The sequence below is a fragment of the Mesorhizobium sp. M1C.F.Ca.ET.210.01.1.1 genome (assembly GCF_004791585.1).
Classification (GTDB): Bacteria; Pseudomonadota; Alphaproteobacteria; order Rhizobiales; family Rhizobiaceae; genus Mesorhizobium.
In genome coordinates, this window is record NZ_SRUU01000001.1 from 108,498 (window position 1) to 128,346 (window position 19,849).

At 64.1% G+C, this 19,849-nt stretch carries 16 protein-coding genes; 6 read left to right on the top strand and 10 right to left on the bottom strand.

Translation table 11 applies throughout. The features are described from left to right. Positions 1 to 50: 50 nt before the first annotated feature. Both EN853_RS00560 and EN853_RS00565 read right to left on the bottom strand, forming a co-directional pair. Entirely contained in the window at positions 51 to 2,108 is a 2,058-nt protein-coding gene (locus EN853_RS00560) for a caspase family protein (protein WP_210234787.1), read from the bottom strand. Positions 2,109 to 2,282: 174 nt separating this feature from the next. After that, positions 2,283 to 3,146: an RNA polymerase factor sigma-32 gene (locus EN853_RS00565; protein ID WP_127857347.1), complete on the bottom strand. Its 864-nt coding sequence runs from the start codon at positions 3,144 to 3,146 to the stop codon at positions 2,283 to 2,285. A gap of 307 nt (positions 3,147 to 3,453) precedes the next feature. On the opposite strand from EN853_RS00565, the gene EN853_RS00570 reads away from it, so the two are divergent. The 3 genes from EN853_RS00570 (at position 3,454) to EN853_RS00580 (ending at position 5,804) form a co-directional block, all read left to right on the top strand. After that, a complete protein-coding gene (locus EN853_RS00570) occupies positions 3,454 to 4,227 on the top strand; it encodes an amino acid ABC transporter substrate-binding protein (protein WP_127857348.1) in 774 nt (257 codons plus the stop codon). 123 nt (positions 4,228 to 4,350) lie between these two features. Continuing rightward, positions 4,351 to 5,031, top strand: a complete 681-nt coding sequence (locus tag EN853_RS00575; RefSeq protein WP_127857349.1) for an ABC transporter permease subunit — start codon at positions 4,351 to 4,353, stop codon at positions 5,029 to 5,031. Then, complete coding sequence (locus tag EN853_RS00580) at positions 5,028 to 5,804, top strand: amino acid ABC transporter ATP-binding protein (RefSeq protein ID WP_127857350.1); 777 nt, start codon at positions 5,028 to 5,030, stop codon at positions 5,802 to 5,804. The genes EN853_RS00575 and EN853_RS00580 overlap by 4 nt, the downstream gene beginning before the upstream one ends. Before the next feature lie 69 nt (positions 5,805 to 5,873). Here EN853_RS00580 and EN853_RS00585 read toward each other — a convergent pair whose 3' ends face one another. From EN853_RS00585 to EN853_RS00610, 6 genes are all read right to left on the bottom strand, one after another. Further along, on the bottom strand, positions 5,874 to 6,455 hold the full coding sequence (locus EN853_RS00585; RefSeq protein WP_040991750.1) for a CarD family transcriptional regulator: 582 nt from the start codon (positions 6,453 to 6,455) through the stop codon (positions 5,874 to 5,876). A gap of 374 nt (positions 6,456 to 6,829) precedes the next feature. Further along, on the bottom strand, positions 6,830 to 7,168 hold the full coding sequence (gene fdxA, locus EN853_RS00590; protein WP_126087145.1) for a ferredoxin FdxA: 339 nt from the start codon (positions 7,166 to 7,168) through the stop codon (positions 6,830 to 6,832). 149 nt (positions 7,169 to 7,317) lie between these two features. Further along, the gene (locus EN853_RS00595; RefSeq protein WP_127857351.1) at positions 7,318 to 7,704 is read right to left on the bottom strand and encodes an RNA-binding S4 domain-containing protein; all 387 of its coding nucleotides are present in this window, start codon (positions 7,702 to 7,704) and stop codon (positions 7,318 to 7,320) included. Positions 7,705 to 7,719: 15 nt separating this feature from the next. Beyond that, the gene (locus tag EN853_RS00600; RefSeq protein WP_127857617.1) at positions 7,720 to 11,070 is read right to left on the bottom strand and encodes a helicase-related protein; all 3,351 of its coding nucleotides are present in this window, start codon (positions 11,068 to 11,070) and stop codon (positions 7,720 to 7,722) included. Between the two features lie 723 nt (positions 11,071 to 11,793). Then, positions 11,794 to 12,519, bottom strand: coding sequence for an acetoacetyl-CoA reductase (gene phbB, locus EN853_RS00605; RefSeq protein ID WP_127857353.1), 726 nt, complete (start codon positions 12,517 to 12,519; stop codon positions 11,794 to 11,796). A gap of 121 nt (positions 12,520 to 12,640) precedes the next feature. Further along, positions 12,641 to 13,825 (bottom strand): acetyl-CoA C-acetyltransferase, encoded by a 1,185-nt coding sequence (locus tag EN853_RS00610; RefSeq protein WP_127857354.1) that lies wholly within the window; start codon positions 13,823 to 13,825, stop codon positions 12,641 to 12,643. A 305-nt stretch (positions 13,826 to 14,130) separates the two neighbouring features. Between EN853_RS00610 and phaR the strand changes: the two genes are divergently transcribed. Then, positions 14,131 to 14,724, top strand: coding sequence for a polyhydroxyalkanoate synthesis repressor PhaR (gene phaR, locus EN853_RS00615; RefSeq protein ID WP_127857355.1), 594 nt, complete (start codon positions 14,131 to 14,133; stop codon positions 14,722 to 14,724). A gap of 185 nt (positions 14,725 to 14,909) precedes the next feature. Here phaR and EN853_RS00620 read toward each other — a convergent pair whose 3' ends face one another. Beyond that, on the bottom strand, positions 14,910 to 16,058 hold the full coding sequence (locus EN853_RS00620) for a citrate synthase (protein WP_127857356.1): 1,149 nt from the start codon (positions 16,056 to 16,058) through the stop codon (positions 14,910 to 14,912). A gap of 92 nt (positions 16,059 to 16,150) precedes the next feature. Between EN853_RS00620 and EN853_RS00625 the strand changes: the two genes are divergently transcribed. Both EN853_RS00625 and EN853_RS00630 read left to right on the top strand, forming a co-directional pair. Then, positions 16,151 to 17,251 (top strand): citrate synthase/methylcitrate synthase, encoded by a 1,101-nt coding sequence (locus EN853_RS00625; protein ID WP_127857357.1) that lies wholly within the window; start codon positions 16,151 to 16,153, stop codon positions 17,249 to 17,251. A 199-nt stretch (positions 17,252 to 17,450) separates the two neighbouring features. Next, positions 17,451 to 18,584: a patatin-like phospholipase family protein gene (locus EN853_RS00630; protein ID WP_127857358.1), complete on the top strand. Its 1,134-nt coding sequence runs from the start codon at positions 17,451 to 17,453 to the stop codon at positions 18,582 to 18,584. A gap of 14 nt (positions 18,585 to 18,598) precedes the next feature. Here the strand turns inward: EN853_RS00630 and EN853_RS00635 are convergent, their stop codons facing one another. After that, positions 18,599 to 19,831, bottom strand: a complete 1,233-nt coding sequence (locus tag EN853_RS00635; RefSeq protein WP_127857359.1) for an MFS transporter — start codon at positions 19,829 to 19,831, stop codon at positions 18,599 to 18,601. Positions 19,832 to 19,849 lie beyond the last annotated feature (18 nt).

Here is a 19,849-nt window from a genome sequence, read left to right on the forward strand (position 1 = left end):
ATGCGGCTTCCGTTCGGCCGGTCCAGGCATGCCATCGCTGCTGCTATCTGTCAGAAGAGCCCGATGCTGCCGGTGTCAGAGCCGACGGTGCTGCCGGTATCAGAGGTACCGGTGCTGCCACCTTCAGGGGTGCCGGTGTTATCGGTTTCAGGGGCGCCGACATCGCCGCCGGAGTCGCCGCTGTCGCCGCCGCTGGGGCGAGACGGGCGATCGTGATCGCCGTCACTGCCGCGCCATGGCGCAGGCCAGGTGTCGTTCTGTTTCGGCTTGACCGGTATTTCGGTGACCGGTGGCGGCGTGGGTATTTTGACAACCTTTATCTTCGTAATGATCTTCCGCACGACCTTGGGCTTGCACACCGCGACCGGTAAGGCGCTGCGGGCGGGAAGACCGAGAATGCTCATGGAATACACGCCTTGCCGCTCGATGCCGGCCCTGAGGAAAGCCAAAGCGCGGGCCGGATCGGCAGGCACCCCGTTGCGGCCTTCCTGGAAGATCACCGCGAGATCGTTCATGGCGTTGATATGCCCCATAGCCGCCGCCTTGAGCAGCAGGTCCAATCCCTTGCCGGTATCGGGCTGGACGCCGATACCGTCGAACAGGGCGCGTCCCCAGGCGGCCATGGCGTAGGGGTCGCCCTTGTCGGACGCTTGCGAATAGAGGCTGCTGGCTTTCGTCGGATCGACGGCGGTCCCTGTTCCGGACGCCGCGATGTAGCCGAGCTCGAAAACGGCCCGGACATGCCCTTTGTCGGCAGCCTCCTGGATGGCTTTCCTGGCCTCGTCGACCTTGCCGGACGCCAGCAGCGCCCGCCCGAGCTCGTAGCGGAAACGGGTGACATCGGGATAGGTTTTCACGGCTGTCTCGCAGGCTTCGACGGCCCCGCCGCCGATCTCATTCGGCTGCCGGCCGGGGGCGACGCCTTGCAGGTCGAGCGGCGCGCCCGCCGCCTGATCGCAGGGGTCGACGCTTGGCGACAGCTTCATCGTCGCCCGCTTGGACGCCTTGCCAGCACTGATCTGAAAGCCGACCTCGACGGGAGCCGCCGAGCCGATCTGGGGTTCGTAGCGCAAATGGTCGACATCATCGGCCATCAGGCTTGATTCGGGAGACAAGGTCCGATCCGGCAGCGACAGCGTGCCCGTAGCCGGATAGCTTGCGAGCTTCAGGCTGACCGCGGGGTCGTTGGTCGGGAAATCCAGCTTCAGAGGCACCGGGCCGACACCGACCGGGATGCTGACGCCGTGGTTGTCGATGGCTTCGGCGGCGCCGGTGATATGGAGCCCGCGCTCCGACGCCGGCTGCGTCTGCTCGACCATGACCTGCTGACCCTCGGGCTCATCGTTGCGCATCAGCACCACGTCGTCGACCAGCGAGGAATTCTCCCACGGAACCTGCTTGCCATTGGTCGCTTTCACGACATCCCGGCGAACGGCCGCCATGACCGCGCGGATCTCCTGGTTCGGCGCCAGCGCGCGGCGGGAGAAGGCGGACGAGAATGGACTGAGGGCACCAGTGCCGTCATAGGCGACCGCTCCAGGTTCGGTGGCGAAGGCAATTAGCGTGTTCAGCGAGCTTTTCACCTGTGCAAGGCCGGTATCGCCGGAGACGATCAACTGGTCGCGCAGCCAGTAATCCTTGCGCGGGAACGGATTGTTGCGGCAGGCATCGAGAATAATCACCTGGATCTTCGACTTCGAGCGCAGTTGCTCCAGCACGTCGTCCAGTTTGATCGCCTGGACCTCGATGTCGGCCGCATCTTTCAGCGAGGCATCGACCGGGATGAGGAAATTCTCGCCGCCGATCTGAAAGCCGTGGCCGGAATAATAGACGACGGCCAGATCCGCGCCGTCGACCGCGGCGAGATAGTTGCGGAACTTCTCCTCGAACTGGAGCTTTGTCACGTCCTTGGCAACGAACACATTGAAGCCAGCCAGCCGCAATGTCTTTGAGACATTCTCGGCGTCCGTGTCCGGATTCTTGAGGGCCGGAATATTGCGATATTCGGAATTGCCGATCACAAGGGCAACCCTGCCATCGGCATGAGCCTCGAGCGTCGTGAAGCCCACGAGGATCAAGGCTGCAAAGAAGGCGCAGCATCGCAGCATGGCAAGTCCCCCATCCGCTATGGTCTGTCGGATTCACAAAAGACCAGTTGCGGCGCGCGGGTCTGTTAAAGAATTCACAATACGCTGATATGGAAAAGAAGAAAGGCTGTTGTGAAATGAGCTATTCTATTTTTATTAGATATCTATTTTACACAAGCAACTTCAAGTTGTTGCTCAGGCGGCCTCGGCCAGGAATTCGGGATTCTGTTTAACCAATGCCACCTTCAGCTTTTCCATGGCGCGCGCTTCGATCTGACGGACGCGTTCCTTGGAGATGCCGAGCGCTGCGCCGAGCGATTCCAAGGTGGCGCCGTCGTCGCTCAGCCGGCGCTCCTCGATGATCCTGAGCTCGCGGGCGTTGAGCGCGCCGAGCGCGCTCCTCAGCCAGACCGCGCGGCGCTCGACGTCGATCGTCTCGCCCACCACCTCGTCGGGAAGCGGGTCCTCCGAGACCAGGAAATCCATCCGTTCGGCGGCGCCGTTCTCGTCCGCGAGCGGGGTGTTGAGCGAGCTGTCTGGAGCTGAAAGGCGCGAATCCATCATCGCCACGTCGGCTTCCGGCACGCCGAGCGCGGCCGATACCTCGCGATAGAGCGAGGCATTGGAAATCGGCTCGGCGCCGTTTGCGAGCCGCGCTCGCAACCGCCGCAGGTTGAAGAACAGCGCCTTCTGCGCCGAGCTCGTGCCGCCGCGCACGATCGACCAGTTGCGCAGGATGTAGTCCTGCATCGAGGCGCGGATCCACCAGGTGGCATAAGTGGAAAAGCGTACTTCACGCGCGGGTTCGAAGCGGGCCGCCGCCTCCAGCAGGCCGACATGGCCTTCCTGGATAAGGTCGCCGAGCGGCAGGCCGTAGTGGCGGAATTTCGAGGCCATGGAAATCACCAGGCGCATATGGGCGACGGTGATCAGGTGCAGCGCGTCCTGGTCGTGCTTTTCCCTCCAGCGTATGGCCAGGAGGTGCTCCTCCTCGCGCTCGAGATAGGGAGCCTTCATTGCCGCCCGGACCAGTGTTCGTCCTGCCACATCCTCGATCATGCTAGCTCCCCTGGCGATCGTTGCGCGCTGATGACGGTTGAAAAGACGCTGCCGCGCCCTACAACAGCTTGCAACGTGTCAGGCGCATGGATGGTTCCGTAGCGGCGGTGGCGCGCATGCTGCGCGCCAGCACGGGCTTGTTATCGTTCCATACCGCTTGCCTGCCGTGATTTGCATCGACCTTGAGTACCCGATTTCTGGATGAGCCGATTTTTGAAATCTGGTTCCTTAATTCGCGGACATCTATCTGTCAGTTTCCGGCTCTCACAGCGCGCCGGGACACCGGTCAAAACGGGATCACAGAAAAATGAAATGGCTCAAATCGCTCCTCGTCGCCGGGACGCTGCAGGCTCTGGCGATCACCGCCGGACATGCCGGCGCCAATCTCGACCAGATCAAGCAGGCAGGCGTCATCAAGGTCGGCACGGAGGGCACCTACGCGCCCTTCACCTATCATGACGAATCCGGGGCGCTGGTTGGCTTCGATGTCGAGATCGCCAAGGCGATCGCCGAGAAGCTCGGCGTCAAGGCCGAGTTCCTCGAAGGCAAGTGGGACGGCCTGATCGCCGGCCTCGACGCCAACCGCTACGACGCCGTCATCAACGAGGTAGGCATCACCGATGCCCGCAAGGCCAAGTATGATTTCTCCGATCCCTACATCGCGTCCAAGGCGGTGCTGATCGTTCGCGGCGACAACGCCGACATCAAGACCTTCGCCGACCTCAAGGGTAAGAAATCGGCGCAGTCGCTGACCTCAAACTTCGGCAAGCTCGCCGAGAAGAACGGCGCCGAACTGGTCGGCACTGACGGCTTCGACCAGTCGATCCAGCTGCTGCTGACCGGCCGCGCCGACGCCACCATCAATGACAGCCTGTCCTTCCTCGACTTCAAGAAGCACAAGCCCGACGCCAATGTGAAGATCGCCGCGCAGGAAGAGAATGCCGACTATTCCGGCGTCATCGTGCGCAAGGGCGATCCGGAACTGGTGGCGGCGATCAACAAGGCGCTGGCCGACATAAAGGCTGACGGCACCTACAAGAAGATCGCCGACACCTATTTCGGCCAGGACGTTTCGCAGTAAGTCCTACCGTCGGTCCGTTTGAAGCCCGGCGGGTCGTCTTTTGACGGCCCGCCGGTCTTTGCATGATAGTCGTTGCCAAGGCCGGCCAGAGGCGGTCGCAGCATCCGCAAAGGAGAAGGCTCCGTGCCGCACTGGTTGCAACTGATGCTGGAGTCACTGCCGACGCTGCTGTGGGCGGCGCTGATCTTCACCGTGCCGCTGACGCTGCTGTCCTTCGCGCTTGGGCTCATCGCCGGGCTGGTCACGGCGCTGATCCGGCTGTTCGGCCCCAAGCCGCTGGTCGCGCTGGTGCGCTTCTACGTCTGGATCTTTCGCGGCACGCCGCTCCTGGTGCAGCTCTTCCTGATCTTCTACGGCCTGCCGTCGGTCGGCATCCTGCTTGATGCCTTTCCCGCCGCGTTGATCGGCTTCACGCTCAACATCGGCGCCTATACCTCGGAGATCATCCGCGCCGTCATCGGCTCGGTGCCGAAGGGGCAGTGGGAAGCCTCCTATTCGATCGGCATGACCTGGAGCCAGGCGATGCGGCGCACCGTCCTGCCGCAAGCCGGCCGCGTCGCGGTGCCGCCGCTCTCCAACACCTTCATCTCGCTGGTCAAGGACACCTCGCTCGCCGCGGCCATCACCGTGCCGGAAATGTTCCAGGCCGCGCAGCGTATTGTCGCCACCACCTATGAGCCGCTGATCCTCTATGTCGAGGCGGCCGCGCTCTACCTGGCGATGAGCTCGGTGCTGTCGGCGCTGCAGGCGCGGCTGGAGGTGCGGCTCAACCGCTATGGCGGCTTCCTGGAGGCCAACGCATGATCGGCCTCACCGACATCGAGAAGCGCTTCGGCGACAACCTTGTCCTGAAGGGTGTCACCGTCAGCATCGACGAAGGCAGCGTCACGGCGCTGGTCGGCCCTTCGGGCGGGGGAAAAAGCACGCTTCTGCGCTGCATCAACCTCCTCGAGATACCGACCTCCGGCACGTTGCGCATCGGCGATGAGACGCTTGCGTTCCGGCCAGGCGGCAGGGTGCCGGCGGCGGATGTCCAACGCGTGCGCCTGCAGACCGGCATGGTGTTCCAGAACTTCCAGCTCTTTCCGCACCGCACCGCGATCGAGAACGTCATGGAAGGGCTGGTGACGGTGCTGAAATGGCCGCGGCCGAGAGCGCGGGAACGTGCGCTTGCCCTGCTCGAAAAGGTCGGCATGGCGCACAAGGCCGATGCCTGGCCGGCGACGCTGTCCGGCGGCCAGCAGCAGCGCGTGGCGATCGCCAGGGCGCTGGCGCCGTCGCCGCGTGTGCTGCTTTGCGACGAGCCGACCTCGGCGCTCGATCCGGAACTGGCGCAGGAGGTGGTCGATGTGCTGGGGCAGCTGGCCCGCGAAGGCACCACCATGGTGATGGCCACGCATGACCTGCGGCTCGCTTCGAAGATCGCGCAGGAGGTGGTGTTCCTCGATGCCGGTGCCATCGTCGAAGAGGGACCGGCCTCGGTCGTGTTCGACAATCCGCAGCGCGAGCGGACCAAGCGGTTCATTGCCTCGTTACGGCAGGAAGAGGCGCAGAAGGAGGCCGGCGGCGGGACGTAATCCCGTCAGATTGCCGGAAACAAAAAACCCGGCGCGAGGCCGGGTTTTTCGTATTCGGTAAGCGAAAGCTCAGGCAGCTTCTTCCTGCTCGGCTTCCTCGTTGTCGGCTTTGGCGCCGCGCTTCGGGCCCTTGTTGAGGTTGACCTCGATGAGGCGCACGGCTTCCGTCTCCGACATGCGGTTGACGGCGGCGATCTCGCGGGCCATGCGGTCGAGGGCGGCCTCGTAGAGCTGGCGCTCGGAATAGGACTGCTCCGGCTGGTTGTCGGCGCGGTAGAGGTCGCGCACCACTTCCGAGATCGAGATCAGGTCGCCGGAATTGATCTTGGCGTCATATTCCTGCGCGCGACGCGACCACATGGTGCGCTTGATGCGGGCGCGGCCCTGCACGACCTTCAGCGCGCGATCGACATAGTCCTCTTCCGACAGCTTGCGCATGCCGATCGAGGTCGCCTTGGCGACCGGCACCTTCAGCCGCATCTTGTCCTTCTGGAAATCGATGACGAACAGCTCCAGCTTGTGACCCGCGACTTCCTGCTCGTCGATCGCCACGATCTGGCCGACGCCGTGCGCCGGGTAGACGATGAACTCGCCGGTCTTGAACCCGTGACGGGCCGCGTTGGACTTCTTCTGCGGGGTGATCGTTGCCATTACGCCCTGAACTCCTTAGTTGTAGCGCCGGCATGGCGGCGCCGGCTGAACCCACGTGATCGGCGTTGGCCGACCGTTAGCCGCACAACAGGTGAACCCGCCGGAAAAACCGAGACCGACAACCCGCACGAATGCGAACGCCTGCCCCAGATCGCTCTGGTTGGGGTTTGAGAAGCTCACCTTTCAGTGATTTGGGGCGTTAGCGCCATAAATCGACGTTGTGTCACCGGCATGTTTGGTTGATGTAACACAAAAAGTCGGAAGAATCAAGGTTTTGCTGCGTTCGCTAACGCCAAGCGCCCTCGCTGGCTGTCAAGACAGCAATTGTTTCGGCTGTGTTACGCAGCGTCATGCCGACCTGGCCGGCTCAGCTGTCAGTCGCCTTCGCCAGGCTCGGCCGAGAAATATTTCTCGAACTTTCCGGTCTCGCCGTCGAAGGTCTTGGCGTCGGCCGGCGGCTCCTTCTTGGCAGTGATATTGGGCCATTTCTCGGCGTATTCAGAGTTGACCTGCAACCACTTGTCGAGCCCGGGCTCGGTATCCGGCTTGATCGCGTCGGCCGGGCATTCGGGCTCGCAGACGCCGCAGTCGATGCACTCATCCGGGTGGATGACGAGCATGTTCTCGCCTTCGTAGAAACAGTCGACCGGACAGACCTCGATGCAGTCCATGTATTTGCATTTTATGCAATTGTCGGTCACGACATAGGTCATTGCGGGCTCCGGGACATCCCGATTTTGCTGTGCTTTCAAGGTGAGGTAACGCCTTTGTCCGTCGCTTGCAAGGGCAGGGATTGCTGCCTGTGCCGGCGTCGCCGAATGGAATTCCAGCCGGCTGCCGCGACGGGGTTCAGTCGTGTCTTTTAGTCTTCGCCGAGCAGCCGGTCAGTTTGCCGGCGCTCCCGCTTGGTCGGGCGTCCGCTGCCGGCATCACGCAGCGCCGGAATGGCGTCCGGAACGGCCTCGCCCTTCGCTGCCGGCGGCGGCGACATGTCCTCATAGAGCAGGCGCGCCTCCTCGGCCGGGCCGCGCCGGGTTCCCGGTCCAAGCACCTTCCAGACCAGGATGCGCCCTTCAAGCGTGATGGTCAGCACGTCGCCGGCCTTGACCAGATCGGAGGCCTGCGCTGCTTTGTCGCGATTGATGCGGACGCGCCCGGCGACGACGACCCTCGCCGCCAGCGACCGCGATTTCACCGCGCGCGAGAAGAACAGCCATTTGTCGATGCGCTGGCGGCCTTCTCCAACCATCGCAACCGGCCGAGGCTATTTCTTCAGCTGGTCGCGCAAGGCGGCAAGCTTGGCGAAGGGCGAATCCGGGTCGAAGCGCTGCGGGCGCTCCTCGCGCGGCTTGCCCTGGAAGGCCGGCTTGCCGGCGGAGGCATTGCCCTTGCCGTCCTGCCTGCCGCCTTTCCAGTCCGGCCGGCCCTCGCGGCGGTCGGGACGCTCGCCCTGCGGGCGGCCTTCGCGCCGCTCGCCGCCTTCGCGTTCCGGTCTCGGCTTGAACTTCGAGCGATCGAAGCGCGGCTTGCCGGCGCCGTCGCGCTGGTCGCGGCGGCCCTCTTGGGCGGGCCGATCGCCGGCCTGGCCGGCCGTGACGCCTGCCTGGCCATCGCGCGCCGCCTGGCCGTTGCGCGAACGATTGTCGCGGCGGTTGTCATGACGATGGCGCGGCCGCTGATGATCGAAACGGGCCTGCCGCCACAAAAGGATCGGCTTCGGCTCTTCAGCCTCCGCGGGGACCTCGGCGGCGGTAGCGTTACCCTCTCCCTCGTGGGGAGGGTCGGCGCGCAGCGCCGGGGCGGGGGGAGCGCCGGCGTTATCAGTACCATCCGCATCGTTGGCGCTTTCACCCCCACCCGCGTCGCTTCGCATCGCGACCTTCCCCATCGAGGGGGAGGTGGGAGCTTCGGCCGCCACCGGCTCTGACGCGACAGTCCCGGTTTGGGGCTGCTCATCCGACATCGGCTCTACGCCAATCTCTGCAGCGGACTCTGTCCCGGCGTCTACCGCCGCTTCCGTGGTTTGCGCTTCGTCTGCCGTTTCCGAAACCTCGGCAGTCGCGGCTGTTGCCTCGGCCGCTTCCGCGGCGAGCTTCGCGGCCGCGGCTTCGCGCGCGGCGTTGTCCAGTGCGTCGAGCTTGGCCTTCACCTCGGCGGCCGGCTTCGGTTCGGCGCGATAGCCGAGACCTTTGAGGATCTCTTCCATGTCGTCGGCTGTGGCGCCGAGGATCGACATCATCGGCGGCGTCACCATGAAGGCGTGGCCGTCATAGGCGCCGTCCGGCCGCTGGCCGAGGCCGGGCTTCCAGTTGGTTGCCGGGCGGATGAGGTCGGCCAGCCGCTCGAGGATGTCGACGCGCACAGCGCGGCGACCGAGATTGCGATAGCCGGCGAGCTTGTAGAAGGTCTTGTCGAAGGCCGGATCGATGACCACGGACGTGCGGCCAGAGGCGAGCGCATGCACCACGTCGCCGAAGCCCGGCTTGTCCTTGCCGTCGGTCGTCAGCGCCCAGAGCAGCGTCACCAGCCCGGCGGGCGCCGGCTTGATCAGCGCCGGCACGAAGACGTGGTAGGCGCCGAAACGCACGCCGAGGCGACGCAGCGCCGCGCGGCCTTCCTGGTCGAGCGACTTCATTTCTTCCGCGATATCGCGGCGGTTGATGAGGCCGAAATGCTCGACGAGCTGGAAGGCGATGCCGCGCGCGATGCCGGCAAGCTGCTCGGCGTTCTTCAGATCGACCAGCGGCTTCAGCAGCGACTCGATCTGGAAATTGACGAAACGCTCGGCGCGCGCCGCGACCTTGTCGCGGGCCGGCCCGGTGAGCTGCTCGTCGGCAAGCAGAACAAGGCGCGGCTTCAGCGCTTCGTCGCCGGCCACCAGCGTGCCGATCGGGGCGCCGATCCAGCGCAGGATGCCGTCCGAGCCCAAAGCCAGATCGCCGTTGGCGCAGGCGGCGAAGCGCTCGGCCCGCGCCTCGAACTCCGTGCTCAGCGCCTTCTGGGCGGCGGTGCGCACCGCCTTGGCGTCCTCGCCGCCGGCGCTCTGGTCGGCGGTGAAGCGGAATCCCTGCAACTCGCCGACATGATGGCCTTCGACGAGGACGGTTCCGGTTGGGCTGATTTCAGCTTCAGGCATGGTATTTTCTCTAAGGCGCCGCATGAGGACGGAAGTCCTGCGGTCTACGAAGCGTTTCGTCAACCGCTCATGCAGCGCATCCGACAATCTGTCTTCGATTTCGCGCGTCTTTTCCTGCCAGTGTAGCTGATCGGCCAGCCAGCCCGGCCGGTTGGAGACGAAAGTCCAGGTGCGTATCTGGGCGATCCGGTGCGACAGCGTATCGATATCGCCGTCCGTCGTGTCGGCCCGCCGCACCTGCTCGGCCATGTAATTCTCATCGACATGACCATGGCGTACAAGGTCCATGTAGATCGAGGCGATGAGGTCGGCATGCTGGGCGGGCGCGATCTTGCGGTAGTCGGGCAGCGCGCAGGCTTCCCAAAGCAGCGCCACGCGCTCCCTGCCGGTGGCGAGCGTCCTGATGTCCGCGTCGCGCGACAGATGTTCAAGCGCCTGGGCGTCGACTGCCGGCAATGCCCGGGTCAGCCCTTCGACCGGAGCATTGGTCTCGATGGAGCGCTTCAGCGCGTCGAGGCTCGCGAAATCGAAATCGGCGGTGCGCCACTGCAGCACCTTCACCGGATCGAAATCGTGTCCCTCGATCTTCTTGACCAGGTCCTCGTCGAACGGATCGACCTGGCCGGTGACGCCAAAGGTGCCATCGCGCAGGTGCCGGCCGGCGCGGCCGGCGATCTGGCCGAGCTCGGCCGCGGCCAGGTTGCGGTACTGGTAGCCGTCAAACTTGCGGTTCTGGGCGAACGCGACATGCTCGAGGTCCAGGTTCAGCCCCATGCCGATGGCGTCGGTGGCGACGAGATAGTCGACATCGCCCGACTGGAAGATCTCCACCTGGGCATTGCGGGTGCGGGGCGAGAGCGCGCCGAGCACGACTGCCGCGCCACCCTGCTGGCGGCGGATCAGCTCGGCGATGGCGTAGACCTCGTCGGCGGAGAAGGCGACGATCGCCGTGCGCCGCGGCAGGCGGGTGAGCTTCTTCGAGCCGGCATAGGCAAGGTGCGACAGCCGCGGCCGCGTCACCACCGATACGCCCTTCAGCAGTTTCTGCAGGATGCCGTGCATGGTGGCGGCGCCGAGCAGCAGCGTCTCCTGGCGGCCGCGCAGATGCAGGATGCGGTCGGTGAAGATGTGGCCGCGTTCCAGGTCGCCGGCCAGTTGCACCTCGTCGATGGCGACGAAGGCCGCATCGGTTTCGCGCGGCATCGCCTCGACGGTGCAGACCGAATATCTTGCGCCCGCCGGCTGGATCTTCTCCTCGCCGGTGATTAGCGCCACCTTGTGCGCGCCGACCTTCTCGCAGACTCGGGTGTAGACCTCGCGCGCCAGTAGCCTGAGCGGCAGGCCGATGATGCCGGTCTCGTGCGCCACCATGCGCTCGATGGCGAGATGGGTCTTGCCGGTGTTGGTGGGGCCGAGCACGGCCGTCACGTCGCGGCCCGAGAGGATCAGCGGCTGGGAATGTTTCGGCTGGATATTCATCGGCTCGGAAATAAGGTTTCTGCCGCTTTTAGTCTGAAGCATGGCGGCGCCGCCGCATGTGACAGGCGACACATAGGGATTTCAGACGCGAAGCGAAAGCGGAATGTTCCAATCGAGAGGTGGTGCGCCAACAAGCATGGTCAAAATCCCACTGCTGATTAACCGTTGGAACGAGTCTGGAACGAATCGGCGACGAATCGCTGACTCGGCCTGATTCAGGTTTTGTTCACGGCTATATGTGGATTTTTTGACAACGAGTCTCACCACATGCTGAATCCAGGCGCTGGCCGTTTCATGCTTTGCCCGGCCAAGTTCCGAAGGGTCATTAACCTTTGCCGGTGAACGATCGTGACAGGCTTGGGCTTGGTCGCCAACGTTATGAAATGGTTGATCTTTCCTAACTGCGGTTAACCTTTTCGGCGCCATTTCCGGCGCCGCGCGTTAACTTTTCGGCCAAAGCCGGAACGAATCGGCGACGAATCAGCGATCTACAAATTTTCCTGTTTTGTTCACCCCTAGATATGGTGTTATCCACAGCTTGCGCACCGAAAATTCACAGCCTGTAAACGAGGTTTCACACAGGGTGCGCGGAGGCCGTTAACTTTTGCGTGCCGAATTGAGGCATGCGTCGTGGCGCCCTGCCAGCGGCGTGGACAAAAACAGGCGGTCCGCTTGCGCCGGACCGCCCGCCGTCAGGTCAAAGATCTCGGGCGAAATAAGATCTCAGGCGAAGTACTGGCCGCCATTGGCGGTGATCGTCGAGCCGGTGATGAAGCCGGCCTCGTCCGACGCCAGGAAGACAACGCAGCGCGCGATCTCCTCCGGCTCGCCGAGACGGCCAACCGGAATCTGCGGGATGATGCGCTCGTTGAGCACCTTCTCATCGATCGCCTTGACCATATCGGTGGCGATGTAACCGGGGCAGATGACGTTGACGGTGATGCCGGCGCGGGCGCCTTCCTGGGCCAGCGCCTTCGAGAAGCCGATATCGCCGGCCTTGGCGGCGGAATAGTTGACCTGGCCGGCTTGGCCCTTCTGGCCGTTGATCGAGGAGATGGTGATGACGCGGCCGAACTTGCGATCGCGCATGCCGCCCCACAGCGGATGCGTCATGTTGAAGACGCCGGAGAGGTTGGTGTCGACCACTTCCTTCCACTGCTCGCGGGTCATCTTGTGGAACATGGCGTCGCGGGTGATGCCGGCATTGTTGACCAGCACCGAGACCGGGCCGAGATCGGCCTCTACTTGTTTGATGCCGGCAGCGCAGGCGTCATAGTCGGCGACCGACCATTTGTAGACGGAGATGCCGGTCTCGGCCTTGAATTTCTGGGCCGCTTCGTCGTTGCCGGCATAGTTCGCCGCCACCGAATAGCCTGCACTCTTCAAAGCGATCGATATCGCCGCGCCGATGCCGCGCGATCCGCCCGTGACGATTGCTACCTTGCTCATGTGGTCCTCCCTTTAAGATCGTCTGAGCGAATGGAGAGTTAGCGAATAGCGAGTAGGGATGTGGTGTCCCGCCGCGCGACGCTTTCCCTATTCGCTACTCCCTATTGGCTATTCGCTGAGCTCACAGCGCTTCCACACACATCGCGACGCCCATGCCGCCGCCGATGCAGAGCGTGGCAAGGCCTTTCTTGGCGCCGCGGCGGCGCATTTCGTAGACCAGCGTGTTGAAGACGCGGGCGCCGGAGGCGCCGATCGGATGGCCGATGGCGATGGCGCCGCCATTGACGTTGACGATCGAGGGATCCCAGCCCATGCCCTTGTTGACGGCACAGGCCTGCGCGGCGAAGGCCTCGTTGGCCTCGACGAGATCGAGATCCTTGACCGACCAGCCGGCCTTCTCCAGCGCCCTTTTCGAAGCCGGGATCGGGCCAGTGCCCATGATGGCCGGATCGACGCCGGCGGTCGCCCAGGAGGCGATGCGGACCAGCGGGGTGATGCCGCGACGGGCGGCCTCGGCCTCAGTCATCAGCAGCGCGCCGGCGGCGCCGTCATTGATGCCGGAGGCGTTGGCTGCGGTGACCGTGCCGTCCTTGTCGAAAGCCGGCCTCAGCTTGGTCATGGCGTCTAGCGTCGCGCCGTGACGGATGTATTCGTCCTGGTCGACGACGGTGTCGCCCTTCTTGCCCTTGATGATGAAGGCGACGATCTCGTCCTTGAACCTGCCGGCCTTCTGCGCCGCTTCGGCCTTGTTCTGCGAGGCTAAGGCGAACTCGTCCTGGTCGTCGCGGGTGATCTGGAACTGGCGGGCAACGTTCTCGGCAGTGTTGCCCATATGGTAGCCGTTGAAGGCATCCCACAGGCCGTCCTTGATCATGGTGTCGATCATCTTGTAGTCGCCCATCTTGACGCCGGCGCGCAGGTGCTGGGCGTGCGGCGACAGCGACATCGATTCCTGGCCGCCGGCGACGATCAGCTTGGCGTCGCCGGTGGCGATCTGCTGCATGCCGAGCGCGATTGCCCTGAGGCCGGAGCCGCAAACCTGGTTGAGGCCCCAGGCGGTGGTCTCCTTGGGCAGGCCGGCATTGATCGAGGCCTGGCGGGCCGGGTTCTGTCCCTGCGCCGCGGTCAGCACCTGGCCGAGGATGACCTCGTCGACTTCCGCCGCCTCGACCTTGGCCCGGGCAAGCAATTCCTTGATGACCAGGGCGCCGAGCTCATGCGCCGGCGTTGCGGCGAAACTGCCGTTGAAGGAGCCGACCGCCGTGCGGGCGGCGCTGGCGACGACGATCGAGTTGGAAGCTGACATTTTCTTCTCCAGACTTCGAGGTGATGTGTTTTGGGCTATCCTTGAAGGCTTTTCTTGCCCGTTCAATGATCTGAGTCAAACCGGAAATGGGCATGGCCGCCATGCGCGGCAAGCAGGTCGAGCGCTTATTGCGACGGCATGGCAGTTGGCGTGCAGCACAATTTGCTCCGCCCATTCCGCATTAAATGATGCCGCACTGCACAAACCACTTGGAATTGTGAGGCTTTTGCGCATATCCTCGACAAATGGCGCAATCGTTACCGGCCGCTTACTCTGAACGCGCCGGTATCCTGGGGAGGATACGGATGGCCGCAAAAGACGACCCAATCGTCATCAAGAAATATGCCAACCGCCGGCTCTACAACACCGGCACCAGCACATATGTGACGCTCGAGGATCTGGCCGAGATGGTCAAGAAGGGCGAGGAGTTCACCGTGCAGGATGCCAAGACCGGCGACGACATCACACATCCTGTGCTGACCCAGATCATCTTCGAGCTGGAGAACAAGGACGGGCAGAACATGCTGCCGATTCCGTTCCTGCGCCAGCTGATCTCCTTCTACGGCGACCAGATGCAGATGATCGTGCCGAGCTTCCTCGAACAGTCGATGATCGCCTTCTCCAAGGAGCAGGAGCGCTTCCGCGAGCAGCTGAAGGGCGCCTTCGGCAAGACGCCGATCGACATCATGAAGACGCCGATGAAGGCGCTGGAGGAACAGACGCGCCGGAATGTCGAGATGTTCCAGAACGCCATGCGCATGTTCACGCCGTTCCCGTCAGCGGGGACCAATTCCTCCGCCCCGGCCGAGCCGTCAAAGAAGGAAGAGAAATCCGACGACCTGCAGGAATTGAAGGCGCAGATCGCCGCGATGCAGCGCAAGCTCGACACCATGTCGTGACGCGTGTGTTGATATTCAGGTAATGCCGGCCTGCAAATGGAGGCTTCCTGCGCTTCCGGTGCTCACGTACTTCAAGTACGCTCCGCTCCGGTTCTCGGAAGCCACCATTTTCGACTCGGCCTGACCTGAATCTCAACACACCCTAAAGCGCTTCACCAAAGGCCAGCGCTAAAGGTTTTCATCAGTCACCGCTCCATCCCTGCGGGCCCGTCGTAACGGGCGCGCGGCCTGATCGGCCTGTTGCTCGTCACCTGTTCGATGGCATGCGCCGTCCAGCCGACGCTGCGTCCGAGCGCGAACAGGCGGAAGGGCGCATCGGCAGGCAGCCGAAGGCCTAGCGTCACCGCCGCCAGGGCGAAATCGACGTTCGGATGCATGCCGGTCGCGGCTGAAGCGGCATCGCGCAGACGCAACAGGCCATCCTCGATCTTGAAATCGGACAGCAGAGCCTCGGCGCGCGGATCGCCCTCCGGGTAGAGCGGGTGGCCAAAACCGGGCAGTGGCCGATCGTGGGCGAGCCAACGCGCAATCGCCTCGTCCGGCCCCAGGCGTTCCGCGTCCTCAACCAGTGCGATCGCCGCGGCGCCGGCGCCGCCGTGGCGCGGGCCGGTAAGGGTAGCGAGGCCGGCGAGCAGGCAGGCCGCTATCGGCGCCCCCGTGGAGGCTGCGACGCGCGCGGCGAAAGTCGAGGCGTTGAGCTCATGATCGGCAAGCAGCACGAGAGCCTTGCGGATGAGATCGGCGCCGGCGGCATCGACCGACCAGCCGCGCGCCAGCCTTTCATGCACCGGCCCCGCCCCTGGGCTGGCTCCGATGGCTGTCGCCAGGACGCTGGTGGCGCTGGCGCCATCCTGCTGCAGCATCGCCGGCCGGCGGCCGAGCGAGGGCCGGTCTTCGGCCGCAAGCGCCGAAAGCCTCGCAAATGCCGTTGGAGTGCCGCTCTGTCGAGCGGCCGAAGCGGTCAGCGATGCGAAGGACGTTAAAGTGTCGGAGGCCCAAAGCAGGCTTGCCGTTTCTTCGAGCGTCGCCGTCGCCGCAAGCGCCACGGCATCCTTGCCGCGATAGACGAGGCGGCCATGAACCACCGTCGAGATGGCGGTGGTGATAGCCGGTTCGCCCCAGGCGATGGCACTTTCGGCAATCGCCTGGGGTGAACGTCCGCGCGCTCGGCGGGTGGAAAGCGCGGCAATGTCGTCGGCGCGATACTGGCTGCGGCGGGGGTCGGTGCCGTCCGGCCGCATGCCGATGCGGCCGCGGCTGACATAGGCATAGAGCGTCTGCGGCCGGACATTGAGTCGCGCCAGCGCTTCCTCCCGCGTCAGCCATTCCGACATGCTTGCCGCCTCATATTGATTCAGTTGATCAAGATTGATGCATTGACTGTGCAGCATTAGTTGGAGTGCACGAAAGGTCAAGGAGACAGGTCATGGCAAACGGGCTCGATGATGTTGTGGCGGCGGACACGGTGCTTTCCGATGTCGACGGTGTCGGCGGACATCTCACCATCCGAGGCCATTCGCTGAAGGAGCTGGCCGGCCATTGGCGCTACGGCCAGGTGGTTCGCCTGCTGTTCGATGGATTCTTCGACGCGCTTCCCGGCGATAGCGAATTGGAAAAGGCGATCGGCAGGGCGCGCGTCGAGGTTTTCGAACGGCTGCAGCCGACGCTTGGCCAACTCGCGCCGCTCGATATCTACAGCGCCATGCGCGCCGGCATCTCCCTGCTGCCGGATGGCGACGAGCTTGCCGATGCGCTCAGGCTGGTTGCTGCGCCGGCGGTTCTGACACCTGCCCTGCTGCGGCTCGGCCGCGGCGAGGCACCGCTTGCGCCGGACAGTCGTGCCGGTCATGCCGCCGATATGCTCAGAATGCTCGGCGGCACAGCATCGCCGGCGCTCGCCAAGGCGCTCGACACCTATCTGGTGACGGTCTGCGACCATGGACTCAATGCCTCGACCTTCGCGACGCGGGTGGTGGCGTCGACGCAGGCTGGCTTGACCTCGGCGGTGCTGGCTGGGCTCGGCGCCCTCAAGGGGCCGCTGCATGGCGGCGCGCCGGGCCCGGTGATCGAGATGCTTGACGCCATTGAAACTAGCGGCGACGCCGCCGCCTGGCTGCGCGGCGAGATCGCGCGCGGCGAGCGCATCATGGGCTTCGGCCATCGGATCTACCGCGTGCGCGATCCGCGCGCCGACGTGCTGAAGGCGGTCGTGCGGCAGCTCGGTTCCGGCAAAGAGACGAGCAGCCGCAAGATGGGCGACCGGCTGGCCTTCGCCGAAACGGTGGAGCAGGCGGCGCTCGAGGTGCTCAGGGTCGCCAAGCCGCAGCGCTCGATCCAGACCAATGTCGAATTCTACACGGCGCTGCTGCTCGAGGCAGCCGGCTTCCCGAAAGAGGCGTTCTCCAATGTCTTTGCCGCCGGCCGCGTCGCCGGCTGGATTGCGCATGCGCGCGAGCAGCAGGCGACCGGCCGGCTCATCCGGCCGCAGTCGCGCTATGTCGGCCCGGTGCCCGAACTCGTCGCCTGACATTGCCAAGCCTGATGAAACCTCTCCGCTCCGGCGAGCGGGGAGGTTTTTTTATGGCCGAAATTCCAACCGATCACGCGACCGTGTTCGTGTTCTTGCCTTGGTTCGCCCCTATATGCTGCACTGCAACATTAGCTGATGACCAACAGCCTCGCGCCATGACGCAGGGGCAAACTGGCGCATCGAGACGAGGAATTCCATGGCGAAGAACGGTAAGGCGGAAGACAGGAAGAAGATCAACGTCGCGCTCCAGGGTGGCGGTTCGCACGGCGCCTTCTCCTGGGGCGTGCTCGACCGCTTGCTCGAGGATGGGCGGCTGGAGATCGCGGCCGTGTCCGGCACCAGCGCCGGCGCCATGAACGCGGTGGCGCTGGCCGACGGTCTCGTCCGCGGCGGCGTCGAGGGCGCGCGCAAGAAGCTCGACGATTTCTGGCGCGCCGTGGCCTCGAAGGGCCGCTTCAGCCCGGTGCAGCGCATGCCCTGGGACGTCGTGTGGGGCAACTGGTCGATCGAGAACACGCCCGGATACTTCTTCTTCGACACCATGTCGCGGGTCTTCTCGCCCTACGTGGCCAACCCGCTCGGACTCAACCCGCTGCGCGACGTGGTCGAGAAGGAGATCGACTTTCGCAACGTGCGCGCCTGCAAGTCGATGGAGCTCTTCGTCTCGGCGACCAATGTCGAGACCGGACAGCTGCGCGTCTTCTCCGACGGCGAGATCGACCTCGACACGGTGATGGCGTCGGCCTGCCTGCCGCAACTGTTCCGCGCGGTCGAGATCAAGGGCGTGCCCTATTGGGACGGCGGCTATGGCGGCAATCCCGCGCTCTATCCGTTCTTCAAGACGGCGGCGACCGAGGATGTGCTGCTGGTGCAGATCAACCCGGTGGTGCGCGAAGGCACTCCGAAAAGCGCCAACGAGATCCAGAACCGCATCGACGAGATCACCTTCAACGCCGGGCTTTTGCGCGAATTCCGCTCGATCGCCTTCGTCAAGGAGTTGATCGCCGCCGGCCGCCTGCCGCATGGCGAATACCGCGACATCCGCATGCACAGGATCGACGCCGACGAGGCGTTCAAGGATCTCTCGGCTTCGTCCAAGGTCAACGCCGAATGGGCCTTTCTGGCCTATCTGCGCGACCTCGGCCGAAATGCCGCAAGCGACTGGCTGGAGGAGAATTACGATGCCGTCGGCAGCCGGGCGACGCTCGATCTTTCGGGCGAACTCGACGACGGCTTCAAGCCGATGCGCGGTCCGGCGCCCGGGCGGCGGGTCAAGGAATTCCTGGCGGCGCGGATCAAGCCGGAGGCCGTTCGCAGGTCCAGTGCCTGACACAACGGACGGCGCTACCTCAGCCCGTTTGCTATCTGCCTTGCCGTCGGCATTCGCCTCAGCAACAACATCGCCGCGACGCCAAGCAGCGGCCCGGGGGTGAGGACCAGAAAGCTCCAACGCCAGCCGATGCTCTCGGCCACAAATGAGGTCAGATGGATGGAGACGAAGGTAAGGGCAATGCCGGCGCTCAACTGCAGGGAGAGCGCGGTGCCGACATAGCGCGGATCGCTCAATTCAGTAGCCATTGCCGAGAACTGGGCAGAATCGCCGATCACGGTCATTCCCCAAACGATGGCGACCGCGACGAACAGCCAGAGCGGACCGTCGAAGACCAGACCTATCAACAACGTGCAGAAACCCGAAACTGCCATCATAGCCGCTGCGGTCGCAGTGCGACCGATACGATCGGCCGCGACACCGCCAAGAATCGAGCCGATCCCGCCCGATGCCACGACGAAGAATGCAAGCAGCGACAAAATTCTCGGACTGCTGACGCCGAGGCCAGGGGCTCCGGCATGGATATAAGCCAATATCCAGCCCCACATGGCATAGAGTTCCCACATGTGCCCAAGATAGCCGATGTTGGCTAGCGCCAACGCTTGGTTGCGCAAGATCGTTTTGATTTGACGGGGGTCAAAGGTCGACCTGGCGAAGGAATGGGGTCCTTCGGCACCGAACCACAGGATGAGCACTGCTCCCAACGTTGCCGCCAGCGACGTCGCAAGGATGACATCCTGCCAAGCCAATTCAGTGGCTTGCGCAGACAACAGATGAGGGAAGGCGGATCCGAGCGTAAGCGCGGCAAGCAGTGCGCCGAGCGCGGTTCCGCGCCCTTGGTTGAACCAGGTCGAAACCAGCTTGATCGCGGGCGGGTAGACGCCTGCCAATGCGATGCCCGTGGCCAGACGGGCAATCAGCAGCAAGGTAATGCAGGGGACAAACAGCAGACAAAAATTGGCGGCGGCCGCTATCAGAGCGCTGACGCCCATCACCCTGCGAAGCGAGACAAGGTCCAACAGACCGGCAATGCTGGATGCCAATGCGCCGATCGCAAAGCCGATCTGCACTGCGCCGGTGATCCAGGCACCCTGCGCTGGCGAGAGGCCCCACAATCGCGTCAGCTGCGGGGTGATCGCCGTTGCTGAAAACCAAGTTGTCATAGGCAGGAAGGCGCTGACCGAGATCAGGGCCAGCATTGGCCAGCGCCTGCCGGTGCCGGCCAATGCCGGGTTCGCGATTGCCATGGTCCGCTCCGCCGGAAT

Bases quoted from the DNA above. Each gene is read 5' to 3' on its own strand.
- EN853_RS00560 (WP_210234787.1), bottom strand. From the start codon at position 2,108: ATGCTGCGATGCTGCGCCTTCTTTGCAGCCTTGATCCTCGTGGGCTTC.
- EN853_RS00610 (WP_127857354.1), bottom strand. From the start codon at position 13,825: ATGTCAGCTTCCAACTCGATCGTCGTCGCCAGCGCCGCCCGCACGGCG.
- fdxA (WP_126087145.1), bottom strand. From the start codon at position 7,168: ATGACCTATGTCGTGACCGACAATTGCATAAAATGCAAATACATGGAC.
- phbB (WP_127857353.1), bottom strand. From the start codon at position 12,519: ATGAGCAAGGTAGCAATCGTCACGGGCGGATCGCGCGGCATCGGCGCG.
- EN853_RS00595 (WP_127857351.1), bottom strand. From the start codon at position 7,704: ATGGTTGGAGAAGGCCGCCAGCGCATCGACAAATGGCTGTTCTTCTCG.
- EN853_RS00620 (WP_127857356.1), bottom strand. From the start codon at position 16,058: ATGTCGGAATGGCTGACGCGGGAGGAAGCGCTGGCGCGACTCAATGTC.
- EN853_RS00570 (WP_127857348.1), top strand. From the start codon at position 3,454: ATGAAATGGCTCAAATCGCTCCTCGTCGCCGGGACGCTGCAGGCTCTG.
- EN853_RS00625 (WP_127857357.1), top strand. From the start codon at position 16,151: ATGGCAAACGGGCTCGATGATGTTGTGGCGGCGGACACGGTGCTTTCC.
- EN853_RS00635 (WP_127857359.1), bottom strand. From the start codon at position 19,831: ATGGCAATCGCGAACCCGGCATTGGCCGGCACCGGCAGGCGCTGGCCA.
- EN853_RS00630 (WP_127857358.1), top strand. From the start codon at position 17,451: ATGGCGAAGAACGGTAAGGCGGAAGACAGGAAGAAGATCAACGTCGCG.
- EN853_RS00565 (WP_127857347.1), bottom strand. From the start codon at position 3,146: ATGATCGAGGATGTGGCAGGACGAACACTGGTCCGGGCGGCAATGAAG.
- EN853_RS00580 (WP_127857350.1), top strand. From the start codon at position 5,028: ATGATCGGCCTCACCGACATCGAGAAGCGCTTCGGCGACAACCTTGTC.
- EN853_RS00585 (WP_040991750.1), bottom strand. From the start codon at position 6,455: ATGGCAACGATCACCCCGCAGAAGAAGTCCAACGCGGCCCGTCACGGG.
- EN853_RS00600 (WP_127857617.1), bottom strand. From the start codon at position 11,070: ATGAATATCCAGCCGAAACATTCCCAGCCGCTGATCCTCTCGGGCCGC.
- phaR (WP_127857355.1), top strand. From the start codon at position 14,131: ATGGCCGCAAAAGACGACCCAATCGTCATCAAGAAATATGCCAACCGC.